This window comes from Bradyrhizobium sp. (assembly GCF_035570375.1).
Classification (GTDB): Bacteria; Pseudomonadota; Alphaproteobacteria; order Rhizobiales; family Xanthobacteraceae; genus Bradyrhizobium.
Window position 1 is genome coordinate 67130 of sequence record NZ_DATMLW010000131.1, and the last position, 14698, is coordinate 81827.

General features: G+C 63.5%; 16 protein-coding genes. 3 read left to right on the forward strand and 13 right to left on the reverse strand.

Translation table 11 applies throughout. The features are described from left to right. Nucleotides 1-6: 6 nt before the first annotated feature. The 4 genes from purD to VNX23_RS14180 all read right to left on the reverse strand — a co-directional run bounded on the left by purD (nucleotide 7) and on the right by VNX23_RS14180 (nucleotide 3236). Nucleotides 7-1290 carry a phosphoribosylamine--glycine ligase gene (gene purD / locus VNX23_RS14165; RefSeq protein WP_325630953.1) on the reverse strand — a complete coding sequence of 428 codons (1284 nt, stop codon included), beginning with the start codon at nucleotides 1288-1290 and terminating at the stop codon, nucleotides 7-9. Nucleotides 1291-1368: 78 nt separating this feature from the next. Continuing rightward, nucleotides 1369-1674, reverse strand: a complete 306-nt coding sequence (locus VNX23_RS14170) for a transcriptional regulator (RefSeq protein WP_325630954.1) — start codon at nucleotides 1672-1674, stop codon at nucleotides 1369-1371. A 3-nt stretch (nucleotides 1675-1677) separates the two neighbouring features. Further along, nucleotides 1678-2238: a hypothetical protein gene (locus VNX23_RS14175; RefSeq protein ID WP_325630956.1), complete on the reverse strand. Its 561-nt coding sequence runs from the start codon at nucleotides 2236-2238 to the stop codon at nucleotides 1678-1680. Then, complete coding sequence (locus VNX23_RS14180; RefSeq protein WP_325630958.1) at nucleotides 2235-3236, reverse strand: alpha/beta hydrolase; 1002 nt, start codon at nucleotides 3234-3236, stop codon at nucleotides 2235-2237. Before VNX23_RS14180 ends, VNX23_RS14175 begins: the two co-directional genes overlap by 4 nt. A 135-nt stretch (nucleotides 3237-3371) precedes the next feature. Here VNX23_RS14180 and xseA point away from each other — a divergent pair, with 135 nt between their 5' ends. Next, nucleotides 3372-4985 carry an exodeoxyribonuclease VII large subunit gene (gene xseA, locus VNX23_RS14185; protein ID WP_325631025.1) on the forward strand — a complete coding sequence of 538 codons (1614 nt, stop codon included), beginning with the start codon at nucleotides 3372-3374 and terminating at the stop codon, nucleotides 4983-4985. A gap of 10 nt (nucleotides 4986-4995) precedes the next feature. On the opposite strand, the gene VNX23_RS14190 is transcribed toward xseA, so the two are convergent. Beyond that, nucleotides 4996-5832 (reverse strand): dienelactone hydrolase family protein, encoded by an 837-nt coding sequence (locus VNX23_RS14190; RefSeq protein ID WP_325630960.1) that lies wholly within the window; start codon nucleotides 5830-5832, stop codon nucleotides 4996-4998. Between the two features lie 186 nt (nucleotides 5833-6018). On the opposite strand from VNX23_RS14190, the gene VNX23_RS14195 reads away from it, so the two are divergent. Next, entirely contained in the window at nucleotides 6019-6243 is a 225-nt protein-coding gene (locus tag VNX23_RS14195) for a DUF2093 domain-containing protein (protein WP_325630962.1), read from the forward strand. Nucleotides 6244-6245: 2 nt separating this feature from the next. On the opposite strand, the gene lpxK is transcribed toward VNX23_RS14195, so the two are convergent. The 6 genes from lpxK to VNX23_RS14225 form a co-directional block, all read right to left on the reverse strand. Then, on the reverse strand, nucleotides 6246-7274 hold the full coding sequence (gene lpxK / locus VNX23_RS14200) for a tetraacyldisaccharide 4'-kinase (RefSeq protein ID WP_325630964.1): 1029 nt from the start codon (nucleotides 7272-7274) through the stop codon (nucleotides 6246-6248). Further along, the gene (locus tag VNX23_RS14205; protein WP_325630966.1) at nucleotides 7267-8571 is read right to left on the reverse strand and encodes a 3-deoxy-D-manno-octulosonic acid transferase; all 1305 of its coding nucleotides are present in this window, start codon (nucleotides 8569-8571) and stop codon (nucleotides 7267-7269) included. Before VNX23_RS14205 ends, lpxK begins: the two co-directional genes overlap by 8 nt. Further along, nucleotides 8564-9280, reverse strand: a complete 717-nt coding sequence (locus tag VNX23_RS14210) for a lysophospholipid acyltransferase family protein (RefSeq protein ID WP_325630968.1) — start codon at nucleotides 9278-9280, stop codon at nucleotides 8564-8566. Before VNX23_RS14210 ends, VNX23_RS14205 begins: the two co-directional genes overlap by 8 nt. Continuing rightward, the gene (locus VNX23_RS14215; protein WP_325630970.1) at nucleotides 9277-9525 is read right to left on the reverse strand and encodes a DUF4170 domain-containing protein; all 249 of its coding nucleotides are present in this window, start codon (nucleotides 9523-9525) and stop codon (nucleotides 9277-9279) included. The genes VNX23_RS14210 and VNX23_RS14215 overlap by 4 nt, the downstream gene beginning before the upstream one ends. 316 nt (nucleotides 9526-9841) lie before the next feature. Continuing rightward, entirely contained in the window at nucleotides 9842-10669 is an 828-nt protein-coding gene (locus tag VNX23_RS14220) for a 3'(2'),5'-bisphosphate nucleotidase CysQ (RefSeq protein WP_325630972.1), read from the reverse strand. Next, a complete protein-coding gene (locus VNX23_RS14225; protein ID WP_325631027.1) occupies nucleotides 10656-12053 on the reverse strand; it encodes a TldD/PmbA family protein in 1398 nt (465 codons plus the stop codon). Before VNX23_RS14225 ends, VNX23_RS14220 begins: the two co-directional genes overlap by 14 nt. 299 nt (nucleotides 12054-12352) lie before the next feature. Between VNX23_RS14225 and VNX23_RS14230 the strand changes: the two genes are divergently transcribed. After that, nucleotides 12353-12874: a DUF6101 family protein gene (locus VNX23_RS14230; protein WP_325630974.1), complete on the forward strand. Its 522-nt coding sequence runs from the start codon at nucleotides 12353-12355 to the stop codon at nucleotides 12872-12874. A gap of 15 nt (nucleotides 12875-12889) precedes the next feature. Here VNX23_RS14230 and ubiA read toward each other — a convergent pair whose 3' ends face one another. Together ubiA and VNX23_RS14240 are read right to left on the reverse strand one after the other, a co-directional pair. Further along, nucleotides 12890-13822 (reverse strand): 4-hydroxybenzoate octaprenyltransferase, encoded by a 933-nt coding sequence (gene ubiA / locus VNX23_RS14235; protein ID WP_325630976.1) that lies wholly within the window; start codon nucleotides 13820-13822, stop codon nucleotides 12890-12892. Nucleotides 13823-13871: 49 nt separating this feature from the next. Then, complete coding sequence (locus VNX23_RS14240) at nucleotides 13872-14528, reverse strand: hypothetical protein (protein WP_325630978.1); 657 nt, start codon at nucleotides 14526-14528, stop codon at nucleotides 13872-13874. Between the last annotated feature and the right edge of the window lie 170 nt (nucleotides 14529-14698).

The following is a 14698-nucleotide window of genomic DNA, read 5'->3' on the forward strand; positions in this document are numbered from 1 at the left end:
CTCAGCTTATTTCGGCGCCTTGTTCCGCTCGATCGCCTGCCAGCCGATATCGCGCCGGCAGAATCCATCGCTCCACCTGATCCGGTCGACCGCCGCATATGCGCGCCGTTGCGCCTCGCTAATCGTCTTGGCGGACGCGCAGATATTCAGAACCCGGCCGCCATTGGCGAGGACATGGCTATCGCTGAAAATGGTGCCGCCGTGGAAAATCTCAACGCCCTCGATCTTGCTCGCCTCATCAAGCCCCTCGATGCGACTTCCCTTCTTGTAATCGCCCGGATAACCTTTCGCCGCCATGACGACCGTCAGCGCGGATTCGTCGAACCAGCGAATATCGAAATTCTTCAATTGGCCGTCGCAGGCTGCCAGCATCGCCGGCACGATATCCGACATCATGCGCAGCATCAGCACCTGGCATTCGGGGTCGCCGAAGCGAACGTTGTATTCGAACAGTTTGGGTCCGTCTGTCGTCAACATCACGCCGGCATAGAGTACGCCGCGAAACGGGGTGCCGCGCGCCTTCATTCCCGCCACGGTGGGAAGAATGATCCTCTGCATGATCTGGCTGTGAATTTCGGCCGTCACCAATGGTGTCGGCGAATAAGCGCCCATGCCGCCGGTATTCGGTCCCTGGTCATGGTCGAACACGCGCTTGTGGTCCTGGGCAGAAGCGAGCGGAATCGCGGTCTCGCCGTCGGACAGCGCAAAAAAGCTGATCTCGCGGCCGGCAAGATATTCCTCGATTACGACCTCGCTGCCTGCCTTGCCGAACGCGCCGTCGAACATGATGGCGACCGCCGCTTCCGCTTCGGCCAGCGTCATCGCGACCACGACTCCCTTGCCGGCGGCAAGCCCGTCGGCCTTGACCACGATCGGCGCACCCTGCCTTCGCACATGGGCAAGCGCGTCGGCTGCGTTGTTGAAACGGCCGTAGGCGCCGGTCGGAATGCCGAATTCGCTGCAGAGCGCCTTGGTGAAGCCCTTCGAGCCCTCGAGCCGCGCGGCCTGCCTGCTCGGTCCGAAAGCCTTGATCCCGGCGGCTGCGAGATCGTCGACGATGCCGGCGGCGAGCGGCGTTTCCGGGCCGACCACGACGAGCTCGATCGCATGATTCCTGCAAAAATTGATCACCGTGGGGTGGTCGGCGATGTCGAGCGCCACGCATTCGGCTTCGCGCGCAATCCCGGCATTGCCGGGCGCGCACCAGAGTTTCGTCACCAAAGGCGAAGCCGCGATCTTCCACGCCAACGCGTGTTCACGGCCGCCGGAACCGAGCAGAAGAATGTGCATCACAAAGCCAGCAATAAGTCCCGCGGAAATACGTCGGTCGCACAAAACGCCATCTGGCCGCAAGGGATTTAAGGGCGGTCAATTCTCCGGCGCCGAAGCCGCGATGATCTCCTGCAGGGTCGCGACGTGGCGGGCGAACGCACCGCGCCCCGCTGCCGTGGCACTCACCGTGGTCTGCGGCTTCTTGCCCACAAAGGCCTTGACGACACCCACATAGCCCGATTTCGAAAGCGTCTCGATATGGGCGCCGAGATTGCCATCGGTTGCGCCGGTCAGTTTCTTCAGTCGGGAGAATTCGAGCCCTGCGCCCGGGGGCAGCGCATTCAGCGCCGCCATGATCTTCAGGCGCAGCGGCTGGTGGATGATGTCGTCGAGCTCGGCCATGCATCAGATCCTGCGCATCCAGAGGCCGCCCAGGATCAACCCGCCGCCATTGACTGCCGCCATCCACAGCAGAAATGCGGCACCGCCGACGAAAAAATAGCCGATCAGGATCAGCGCGGTAATGCCAATCCCGATGGAAATAAAGGCCCGACCGAACCACAATCCGGCCAGGCAATAAAAGAGCATGAAATAGATCGGCCAGAACGCCCCCAGCTCGCGCGGCCCGAAATGGCCGAACACCACGCTGGACAACAGGCCGAAGGCGAAGAACATGATGAACGCCATCGCCATTCGCAGGTCGAAGCCGGGGCCGCCGGCTCCGGGAAAGCGGAACATGCTGATCGCGATCGCCCCCAAAGCGCCCGCCGTGTTGACGCCAATCCAGATGTAGCTGCCATCACGCGGCCAGAGGAAGGTCGCGATGTTACCCCCAAATACCAACACGCCCCACAGGATCATCATCTGGCTGGCGATGTCATAGGTTCGCGACTGGCGAACGCGTTGAACGATCTCCTCGATATCGTTCAGCGCCCGGGCGGCCTCCTTCGGATCGATCCTGGTCACGATCCGACCCGCGCCTTTGCGACCTCGTCCGCGACCGCCGAGACCGCCTTGGCGTCGCTGACAATCCCCATGTGATCGACGCCCTCGATCAGCCTCACTTCGACGGAGGGAGCGATAGCGTGCACCGCGTCCGCATATTTATCCGCGAGCATCAGTTCATCCTCAGAGCCGGAAACAAGCGTCACCGGACCGGTGGTGGCGGCGAAATCATGCCTGTAGCCGCGTGTCGCGAAGTTGCGCATCAATCGGTACGAGTAGGTCGGCACAAGTATCCGTTCGGAATTTGCCGGCACCGCGAAGGCAAGCGTCGGCAAGGCTTCGCAGCAATCGATGCCGAGCCTGCGCAGTGCGACAAGCCCGAGGAAGCGCGGAATGTCGGCGCTCGCCCAGCCGCCCGAATCCGGTCGGTTGGTGGGCGCGTCATAGCCGAGATAGGGCGCCAGCAGCACGGTGCGCGCGAACTTGCCTCCGATCGGCGAACTCGCGACCCGAAGCGCAAAGCCGCCGCCGGCCGAATGGCCGAGGAGAATCAGGGACTCGTTGGGCGAGGTCGTCCGTACGGTGGCGACCAGGTCTTCAAGATCGTTTTCGAGCTGGCCGATGAAGGCGATGTCGCCCCGCGTACCCGAGCCGCCGTGGCCGCGAATATCCGGCGCGTAGGTTTCAACGCCCCTGGCTGCGAGAGCATCCGCCAGCGCATGCACCGCCGGGCTCGATCCCGACGAGCCGTGCACGAGGATGGCGATCTTGCCGCTCGCGTTCCCTCGCGCCGGATAGTGCCGATATGCCAGTTGTGTGCCGTCGCGGGCGGAAAAGCGCGCCAGCGGCGGCATGGTACTGCGGTCGACGGCGCGCGCGGCTTTCGACACCGAGGTCAGTTCCGGCGGTCGAGAGAGCGGCGTTGCGATCATCGCGGCGAGCGCGAGCGTGGCAGCACCCACGATGCCCAAACCCCAGCCTGCGAATTTCAGCGGGAACCGAATCAGCCATTTCGACATTGCCTTGCCCCGGTTTTTGACCAATACAGAGAACTCTGTACTACAGAGTTTTACGTTGCGCAAGGTCTAGATTCGCAGTTCGCGGCGAAACTTCCTACCTTGGGCGGACCTGAAATCACCGAATCAATGGTCGAGATGACCGCCAACGAAGCCCTGATCAACGCACCGGAATTCACGGTATCCGAACTGTCGTCTGCACTGCGCCGGACCGTGGAGGACGCCTATTGGCACGTCCGGGTCCGGGGCGAAATCTCCGGTTTCCGCGGCCCGCATTCCTCCGGCCACTGCTATTTCGCGCTGAAGGATGACGGCGCCAAGATCGAGGCCGTAATCTGGAAAAGCGCGCATTACCGCATGCGCTTCAAGCCCCAGGAGGGTCTTGAGGTCATCGCCACCGGCAAGCTCACGACCTATCCCGGTTCGTCGAAATACCAGATCGTGATCGAGGCGCTCGAGCCCGCTGGCGCCGGCGCGCTGATGGCGCTGATGGAGGAGCGCAAGAAGAAGCTCGCCGCCGAAGGATTGTTCGACGCGGGGCGCAAGCAGCTTTTGCCGTGGTTGCCGGAGGTGATCGGCGTCGTCACCTCGCCGACCGGTGCTGTGATCCGCGACATCCTGCATCGGCTGGAAGACCGCTTTCCGCGCCGCGTGCTGGTGTGGCCGGTCAAGGTGCAGGGCGAAGGCTCGGCCGAACAGATTGCCTCCGCGATCCGCGGCTTCAACGCGTTGCCGCAAGAGGGACGCATCCCGCGGCCCGATCTTCTGATCGTCGCGCGCGGCGGCGGCTCGCTGGAGGATCTCTGGTCGTTCAACGAAGAGATCGTGGTTCGCGCCGCTGCCGAAAGCCTGATCCCGCTGATTTCCGCCGTCGGCCATGAGACCGATGTGACGCTGATCGATTTTGCCGCCGACAAGCGCGCACCGACACCGACCGCTGCGGCCGAAATGGCGGTGCCTGTGCGCGCCGAGCTGTATGTGGAGGTCGCCGCGCTAGCGCGGCGGACGATGCTGTGCTGGCAGCGCTGCCATGATTTGCGCCGCAACGAACTGCGCGCGGCCGTGCGCGCATTCCCCGGAATGGCCGAGCTGCTCGCCATTCCGCGGCAGCGGCTCGATGGCGCCTCCAGCGCCCTGCCCCGCAGCTTGAGGACCAACACGCACGCCCATTTCCGCCGCTTCGCAGGCGCTGGCGCACGCTTGACGGTGCGGGTGCTGCGCGCGCAACTCGCGCAGGCCCAGCACCGGATGACAGCGTGCGGCGAACGGATGACACATTCGGCGCGAAGCCTGGTGCGCCATCGACGCGATCGCTTTGCCGGACTTGCGATCAGGCTGAAAGCCTCAAAGCTCTCCAACGCGCAGGCGCAGCGCGCGGCGATTGCGCGCGACCGCGAACGGGTTCTGCGCTTGTCCGAACGCGCGCACCGCGCGCTTGCCACCTCAACCCAAAGGCTTCAGGCCCGCATCGCCCATAGCGGCCAGCTGCTCGGCGCGCTCTCGTACCGAAGCATTCTTACCCGCGGCTTTGCGCTGGTGCGCGATGCCCACAACCATCCAGTGCACTCCGCGTCACAGCTAGGCCCGGGCGCGCGGCTGAGCGTCGAATTCGCCGATGGACGTGTCGCGGCCACCGCGGATGCGGATCGGCCGGCGACGGCCTCAGTTGCGGCAAAGCCAGTCGGCGGCGAACCGAAGCCGGCTGCGGCAAGGCGGATCACCAAGCCGGTCGACCAGGGAAGCCTGTTTTAGAGCCAGCTGCTCAGCGCGCAAGCCATTCGGCGACGCGCTTCTGTGAATCCGCGCGCGCTTCCAAATCGGTGCCGATGTGACCCTTTTCAGGATCGGTCGCATCGGTGGCCGGACCGAGCGCGTGCAGCGGCAGATTGGCGCGGTCGAAATCGTGATAGGCGCTCGGATAGACCACGATCCGCGCCAGCGCGCTGCGGCCATGCGCGCCGTCAACCATCTGGTGGCAGGCCGACGGCGAATTGACGTCGTCCTTGGCGCCGATCAGGACCAGCGTCGGGACCCGCGCGCTCCATCCGAGCCCCGATGACAGACGGCAATCGGGATAGAAGGCGACCGCCGAACGGAAATCCGGCTCGACATGGCGCGACGACAATTGTGGACGAACCGCCCACAACACCGCGCTCGCGCCGTTGCCCCAGCCCATCGGGCTGATACGATTGTGCGCGACCCAGGGCTGCTCCACCAGCCAGTGTCTAGCGGCAAAAATATCCGCCACCCGCTCACGGCGGGCGTGTATGCGGCGTTCCTTGACGTGACATTGCGGACCCAGTTCGCGCGAACCATAGCTGTCCGGAAACAGGACCGCCTTGCCCTCTTTCAGCAATTGCTCCGCCCAATCCCGATATCGAGCCTGGATCGGCTCGGAACGGCCGGTCAAGCCACCGCACCCATGCAACGCGATGACGACCGGAAACGGACCGTCGCCGTCGGGCTTGAACAGCGCCGCATGCAACATCCCGCCCTCGAAGGGAATCTCCACCGGATGCGGAGCGGGCAGTGGTGCGGCATCCGCCGCACACGCCACGGCAAAAGATGCCAGCAGGACTATGGCAGACAAGAAGCGCATGAATTTGCCGGGTCTGATGCCGCTTTCGAAAACAGCGATCCATTCAATCGAAAACTATCATGCGAAAAATTCCCATTTCATCACAAATCGGTGGGTTTAACGGGCGGACACCCGAACCTAACTATGGTAATTTCATCCATCGGCCCAACCAGCGCATCGGGCAGGAACCAGCGGAGAACTTTAGCCGTGCTGAATAAATTCGGTCCCTCCGGTCATGGCGAGGCAAAGCTGCAATATCTCGACGGCGATTTCCGCGTGGTCTCGCCGGGCACCTATGTGCGTTGCGCGGTGACCGACGTGCGGATTCCACTCGATGAATTGAAATATTGGAGCGTCGATCTCCAGGAAGCCTACGCCGCGCCCAGCGCGGTGCTGCAGCGGCATTTTCCCGGCGCGCTGAAAAAGGCCTGAAACTAGTCGCGGGCGCGGAATGTTCGCTCGCGCGCCTTGAAAAGCCAGTTCGATACGAGCTTGCTCAATTCCGTCGCATCGTCGATCTCGAGCGTCACCGCGAACGGCACAATTTCTCGCAGCCCGTAAGGCAACCCCTCGCGGCCGCGCATCCGCGCCAGATCCTTTTCGGTCGTGACCAGCGTCAGCGCGTCGCGACCTGCTTCGGCAATCAAGCCTTCGATTTCGCGTTTCGAAAACGGGTGATGATCGGCGAAGGCCCGTTCCCTGGCGACCTCCATTCCGCAGGCGTGCAACATCCGGAAGAACCGGACGGGATCGCCGATCCCGGCAAAGGCAAATACGCGCTTGCCTCGAAGCGAGGCCAGCGATGCTTCATTGGCCTTCAGCTGGGCCGGCAAGACCGGCTTGCCGCGTGCGGCGACAGCGGCGGCGACCGTTTCCGCCGCGCTTCCCTTGCCCACAACAATCAAGGCATCGGTGCGGTCGACTTGCGGCGGCAAAGGCGCGCGCAACGGTCCTGCGGGAAATACACAAGCGTTGCCCAGGCCACGGCTCGCGTCGATCACAATCAGCGAGGCGTCCTTGGCGACGGCCGGGTTCTGGAAGCCGTCGTCCATCACGATGACGCTCGCCCGTTGCGACCGCGCCAAGGCCAGCCCATCGATGCGATCGCGCGCGACCACCACCGGAACCGTTGTCGCCAGCATCAGCGGCTCGTCCCCGACATCGAGTGACGCATGGCGGGTGGGATCGACCATGACCGGTCCGCGCAGCCGTCCGCCGTAGCCGCGGCTGAGCACGACCGGTGTCTCGCCGAGCTCACGAAGCAGCCGCACAAGCGCGAGCACGGTCGGCGTCTTGCCGGCGCCGCCAAGGTTATAATTGCCGACGCAAAGCACGGGAATGCCGGCATCGAATCCTTTGCGTTGCAATCGGCGGCCGGCGATCGCGCCATACGCGGCAGCGAGCGGCATCAGCAATCGCGACATCCATGATGATGGCCGGTACCAGAAGGCCGGCTCATGCATCCGCCGCCCCCTTTTCCAGGCGCAATTGCAGCAGATAGGGCTCGAGCGCCGCAAGCGTGCGCTCGAGCGCGCCGCCGAGCTGCGAGACGACGCGCTCGGCTGCCGCAACCGACAGATCACGCGCCGCAGGATCGGCGAGCAATCTGCCGAGCTGCTTCACCAGGGCTTCCTGCGTGTCGGCCTGTTTCGTGCCGCCGGCGCCATCCAGCGCTTCGTAAACGTCGTTGAAGTTGAAGACGTGGGGTCCATGCACGATCGCCGCGCCGAGCTTCACCGCCTCGATCGGATTCTGCCCGCCATGCTCGACCAGCGAACCTCCCATGAATACGACCGGCGACAACCTGTAGAACAGCCCCAATTCGCCCATGGTATCGGCGACGTAAACGTCGATGGCCGCGGTCGGCAGCTCCTCGCGCGACCGCAAGCCCGCATGCAGGCCGGAAGCCGCGATCATGCGGGCGATCGTTTCGCCGCGACCGGGATGGCGCGGCACGATCACCGTCAACAGCGAAGGAAAAAATCCGACCAGCGCGCGGTGGGTCTCAAGCAGGATTTCCTCCTCGCCGGGATGGGTCGAGGCAGCCACGACGATCGGACGACCGCGCGTGACCGACGTCAGGCGTTCCAGTCTGGCAAGATCGGCCGGCGGCGCCGGAACATCCAGTTTCAGATTGCCCGTGACGACGACGTTGCGGCTGCCGAGCGCCGCGAAGCGCTCTGCGTCGACCCGCGATTGCGCGAGGCAAACGTCGAACCGGGAAAGCAGCGCCGAGATCGTGCCACTCACCCTGCGCCAGCGCGGAAACGAACGATGCGACATCCGGCCGTTGATCAGAACCATCGGCAGACGCCGCGCCGCGCTCGACAGGATCAGGTTCGGCCACAGATCGGATTCGATGAAAAGCGCCAGAGACGGCCGCCAGTGATCCAGAAATCTCGCGACATAGCGTGGGGAATCGTAAGGCACGTATTGATGAATGATGTCGGCTGGAAATCGCTTGGCGACGATCGCCGCCGAGGTCACGGTGCCCGAGGTCACGAGAATGCGGACATTGAGCGCGCGCAATCTCTCGATCAGGGCCGCCGCCGCCAGCACTTCCCCAACGCTGGCGCCGTGGATCCATACCAGCGGCCCGTTCGGGCGAGCGTCGCCGCTCATGCCGCGGCGCTCGCCGACCCGCTCTGGATCCTCCTTGCCCTGCCTTAGCCGCCGCTTGATCAGCGCAGGCGCCAGAGGGGCCGCCGCCGCCGACAGGCGCTGATAGACGCGCAAGGTCATCGGCAGCGAGCTAGCCATGACCCGCCTCTGGCGCGCGGTCCACTTGCGCATAGGCGCGCTTGGTCGCCTCGTTCAGTGTCCCCTCCAGGCGCGCGCGAAGCTGTTCCATGGTCGCGGCGTCGGCATCGGGTGGAACCCTGATAATTTCGCCTCCCACCAGTGCCCCTCGTCCGAATGGCAGATTGATCGTGGTTCGGTCCCAGTTTTTCAGGCGCCAAAAGCGGCTGGTCGCCATCGCGAACGGCATGATCGGCCGCCCGGATTCGCGTGCCAGCATGATGATGCCGAGACCGGCTATTCGCGAGCGCTTCGGCACATCGGCAGTCAGCGCGACGTTATAACCTTGTTCGAGCGCACGCACCATCTCCTTGAACGCACCGACGCCGCCTTTGCGCTGAAACGCCGAGCCGTGATCCCCGGAGCCGCGGATCGTGCCGATCCCGAGCCGTTCGGCCGCAATCGCATTGAATTCACCATCACGATGTCGCGAGATGAGCACCTTGGCGCGGTGGATATCCTTGGTCTTGATGAAAGGAGTCAGGAAATGCTGGCCGTGCCAGAACGCGAAGATCGCCGGCATCTGAGGCTCGACGATTTCGTAGACCTCGGGCGGATCGAACGTGAAGCTGTTGGTCAACCAGACCAGCCGCAGGAACCCGGCCGAGAGTCCCCCCACAGCACGCTGCAGCCAGCCGCTGCGCAGGATATTGCGGACCAGTCTTTTCAACGGGCCGGCTTTGCGTCTTGACCCGGGTCGAGCAGCCGATGCAGGTGGACGATGAAATATCGCATATGCGCGTTGTCCACTGTCTGCTGCGCCTTCGCCTTCCAGGCCGTGTAAGCGGTGGCGTAATTCGGGAACAGGCCGACGATTTCCACCTGGGAGAGATCCCTGAATGTGTTGTGCTCAAGGTCGGTCAGCTCGCCTCCGAGCACAAGATGAAGCAGCTGGTTTGGCGCACTATCCGACATGACCTTGCTTCCCAATGCGTGCTGTTGAGCAACGTTTTCGATCGGCATCAGGCCCGTGTTCGCTGCTATCACGGCGCCAATTCGAATATCACTCGCGCTGGTGTCCTGATTCCGAAGTTCGTATCATTGCACGGCATACGCGTTTACAAACTCTCGGAATCGAGAGGACACCAGCAAATCCGTGATTCTGGTGTGGCTTCTGGTTCAGAAGTCCGCATGACGAATTCGCGGCAACAATGATGCGGACTTCTGAACCGCCACAACAGCCTGCTATTGGAACATGATTGTTCCGGAATCCCGTTTTCCGGGTCATGTCTCAGGAGCGACCGCGAAAATGCTCGACGATGAATGCATGGCGGTCGCGCCCTGCTGCCAACAGCACCCCGTGCGTCACCTCGCGGCGATTGTATTGGATGGCTTCCCCCGACAGCGATGACATTTTACCATTCGCTTCCTGCACGATCAAATCGGCCGCGGCAAGATCCCAGTCGCGGCTTTGACCGCCCGCAAAGGCCACGTCAAGTCTTCCATGCGCGACCCGGCACAGCCGGAGCGCCAACGAGGCGATTCGCGGATGGGGAGAAATCTCGCCGGATAAGCGGACAAGCCGTTCGATCAGTGGTTTGGGACCCGCCACGCGGGAAATGTCGATTGCAGTGCCGGACGTCGCATTAACCGGTGCGCCATTGAGCAACGTGCCTCGCCCTCGCTCGGCGAAGAAGAATTCATCGCTTGCCGGCGCAAATACCGCGGCCAATACCGGCCGCGTGCCCTCGACCAGTGCGACGCTGATGCACCAATCCTCGCGACCGGCGAGATAACCGCGAGTGCCGTCGATCGGATCGACGATCCAGACGCGTTGCTTGTCGAGACGTTGTTCGTCGTCGACGCTCTCTTCCGACAGCCAACCATAGTGCGGGGTTGCGGATCGCAGCCGGCCGGAGATCAACTCGTTGACCGCGATGTCGGCCTCGGAGACGGGCGACGAAGCACCCTTGGTCCAGTTTCTCAGATCGGTCCGGAACAGAGACAGCGCCAGTGCGCCGGCTTCACGCACGGTGTCCCTCAACAGGAGGGCGTCTCGTGTCGGCTCATTGCGTGTTGCAATCGCGGCGCTCGCGCCGTCGGAACTAGCGTCCGCCAAGCGTTAATCCTTCGATTCGCAGCGTCGGCGCATTGACGCCATAGCGAAACTCCAGATCGTTGGCTGGCATCAGCGACTTGAAGATATCGAGAAGGTGACCTGCGATCGTCACCTCGCTCACGGGGTAGGTGATCTTGCCGTTCTCGATCCAGAAGCCGGAGGCGCCGCGGCTGTAGTCACCCGTCACGCCGTTGACGCCGGAGCCGATGAGGTCGGTGACATAGAAGCCCTGGCGAATGTCGGAGATCAATTCGGCCGGAGAGTGTTCACCGGCTTCAAGATGAAGATTATAGGCGCCTGGCGACGGCGAGGAGGATACGCCACGGTGGGCGTGACCGGTCGTGACCATTCCGAGCTCGCGCGCGGTTGCACAATCCAGCAGCCATGAGGTGAGAATGCCTCCGTCGATAATCGCAAGCTCTTTGACCCTGACGCCTTCGGCGTCGAACGGCTGCGAGCGCAGTCCCCGGCGGCGCAACGGATCGTCGATGATGCGGATGTTCTTGGCGAACAGCTGCTGGCCGAGCCGATCCTTGAGAAAGCTTGTCTTGCGTGCGATCGAGGCGCCGTTGATCGCACCGACCAGGTGGCCGATTAGCGAGCCAGACACCCGCGGGTCGAACACGACCGGCACCTTGCAGGTCTCGACCTTGCGCGGATTGGCACGCGCGACCGTGCGCTCGCCGGCCGTGCGGCCGACACTTTCGGGCGAGGCGAGATCGGCGGAATGCGGCGCGGAAGTGAAATCGTAATCGCGCTCCATGGCGGTGCCTTCGCCGGATATGGCAGTCACCGAGATGCCCTGGCTCGAGCGCAAATAGGAACCATGAAAGCCGGTGCTGGTCACCAGCACCATGCCGCCGATTCCGGTCGATGCCGATGCGCCGCCGGATTTGGTGACGCCCTTGACGGCGACCGCGGCCGCCTCGGCCTCGAGCGCGCGGCGTTCGAGCTCCGCCGTCGCTGGAACGCCCGGATCAAGCAGATCCAGATCCGCGAATTCGCGCGCCAGCAGCGATGCATCGGCAAGACCGACATATTTGTCTTCGGGTGCGACGCGCGCCATCGCCACCGCGCGCTCGGCAAGCCTTGCCACACCATCGCCGCCGACGTCATTGGTCGAGACCACCGCCTGGCGCCGGCCCACAAGCACGCGCAGCCCGACGTCATCGCCTTCAGAGCGCTCCGATTCCTCGACGCGCCCGTCGCGCACCTCGACGCCCTGCGACACGCCACGTACGGCGATCGCGTCCGCCGCATCTGCGCCGGCGCGCCTTGCAGCCTCGACGAGACGCTGCGCCAGCGTACTCAACGCGGATTGATCGAAAAGATCGGAGTTGTGCGCTTTCGGCGAAAGGGACGGTGCAGCCAATGGTGAATAGATCACGAACAAAATCCCGGAAAATCAGCAAGGAACGAAAACGGACTCGGATACACCCAGCCGAACCACCAGATGTGCTCGATTCTTGGGGATTTCAAGCATTTTCGCGATACAAAACCACAGATTTTCCAGGAGCGAGAAAGGTCTCGTCAATCATGCGGACCAAGCTCTTGTCAATCATGCGAATGAATGCCGGGCCGGTGAGAACGGATTAACCAGCCTTTTTAAGCGGATTCGGACGCGGCTCTGGCAAACTGTTGCGCATCGACCGGGGAACATAATCCCGGCGTGGAGACATTGCCGTGAGGCGTCAGATAAAAAGCGGGGAAAACCCCGCAGGGTCGAGCCGTGCATTGCGGCTCGACCCTCTCTCTTTGCCGGTCAGCTTTGATGCGCACGACGTTCGCGCGGATGGCGGCGTGCGCAACGTGGAACTCCACCACGAACGTGTCGTGCTGCGCCGTGCCGTACAAGGCATGCGAATGGCGATCCAGGTTCGCGTCAGCGATTTCCGCGGCATCGCGCTTCGCGGCATCGACGACGCCCAGATGCTGGTGCTCCTTCACCGCGATCCTTCCCTGACCGTCCCCCTGTGCGTGAGTTCGGACCGCGACGAGATTGCGTCGGCATGGCAGACGTGGAGCGACATCTTCTCGCTGCCGCAACTGCCTGAAGACAAGGCATGCGAGCCGGGCGCGCGACGGCGGCGCAGCAACGTGATCTGCTCACGGCGTCCGAAATTTCTGATGCGTCGGCGCGGCGGTGGCTCGCTCGATGCGTCCAACGTGCATCGCGGCGAGCGCGAGATCATCGCGCGGAACTAGCCCTTCGTATTTTCCTCAGCCTGCGCCCATCCACGCGTCCACCAGCAGGCCCGCGAACAGCAACAGGCCGGCATCGCGATTTGACTTGAAGACGCGCAAGCATAGCGCCGGATTGTCGATCTTCAGGCGAACGATCTGCCAGGCTAGATGCGCGGCAAACGCGACAAGCCCGAGCCACGCCGGCAAGCCGCCGCCGGCAAGGGCGATCGCACACCCGATCAAAGCTACCGCAACCGCGTAGAAAGCGATGAGTGCCTGATGGGTGCGCTTGCCGAACAGCCGCGCGGTCGATTTGACGCCGATCAGTGCGTCATCTTCGGCGTCCTGATGCGCGTAGATGGTGTCGTAGCCGATCACCCAGGCGATGGATCCGGCGTAGAGAGCAAGCGCGGCGCCGTCGATCCGCCCAAGAATGACGGCAAATCCCATCAGCGCGCCCCACGAAAACGCCAGGCCGAGCACGACCTGAGGCCACCAGGTGATGCGCTTCATGAAGGGATAGACCGCGACAATGGCGAGCGAGGCGATACCGGTCGCCACCGCAAAGCGGTTGAATTGCAGGAGCACCGCCAATCCGATCAACGCCTGTACGACCAGAAAGGCGAACGCCTGCGGCACGCTCACCTGTCCCGCCGGAATGGGGCGCGAGCGCGTGCGCTCGACCATTGCGTCAAGATCGCGATCGGTAATGTCGTTCCACGTGCAGCCGGCGCCGCGCATGGTAAAGGCGCCGACGAAGAACAGCGCGATGACGATGGGTAACCGGCTCAGATCATGGGCCACCAGGGCGGCAAGCGCCGCCGACCACCAGCACGGCAGCAGCAACAGCCAGGACCCGATCGGGCGATCGAGACGGGCGAGCCGCAAATAGGGCCGCGACCATGGCGGCGCCAGCGTGTCGACCCAGTTGCCGGTCGCATCTGCAACGCGGGCCGCAGCCTCGATCATTTGGGCGCATCGTCCTCTTTACGAAGTTGCCCCGGCGCGGCGGCGCGGCTCATCGTTGCAAAGCGTTGCCGTTCAGCGTGTCGAAAGCGCCGCCCTTCTTCGCGGCGGTCGCTTCGGGGAGCGCCGTTGAAGACCCCAGCAGGTCGCTGAGCGTCGGACCCGAGGGGCCCTTTTGCATCTGCGCCGCCGCAGCACAGACTTTCTTCTGCAACGTCTCCGTGCCCTGATGGCCGCGCTTGAGTTGCTCGCTGATCTGCGGCGGAATCCCGCACCTCGTCGCGTTGGTTTCGACGTATTTCAGCATCTTGACTTCGGCTTGAGCAAAATTGCCGATCAACTTGCAAGCCTCGTCCGGGGTCGCATGCTTATCGCTGGCCGCCTTGATCAACTTGCCGCGCTTTTCCGCCTCTTCGCGCAGCGGCAGGAATTGCTTCATGCATTCATCGACGGCGCCCGTCTGCGTCGGCGGAGCCGCGAAGGGCGAGGTTCCGAACGGCGGCGCACCTCCACCCACCGGGGGGAATGCACTGGCGGGCGGTGCAGCGGCCGCGGAAGGCGCAGCTGCGTTCACCGGCGGGAATGGCGAAGCGTTGGCCGTGCCAGCCTGCCCGGGCAGCGGCGCCGGAAATGCACCTTGTGCAAAACTCTGTCCGGCACAGAGCGTAACCACCGCCATGGCGAGCGGTGCGATCAGACGGCGGATCATCAAAGCTGTTCCCTCAGGCAAGGTCCGATGCGTCTTCCCGATAGAAGAGCGACTCCGATAGGTTATTTTACGATTGCAGCCAGCCCTTAACAAGGACGTGGAATTTGGCAACAGCGCGGCGTTGAGCCGCGCCGAAATGGCCGATAACCGCGCATTTTCTCATCCTTTGG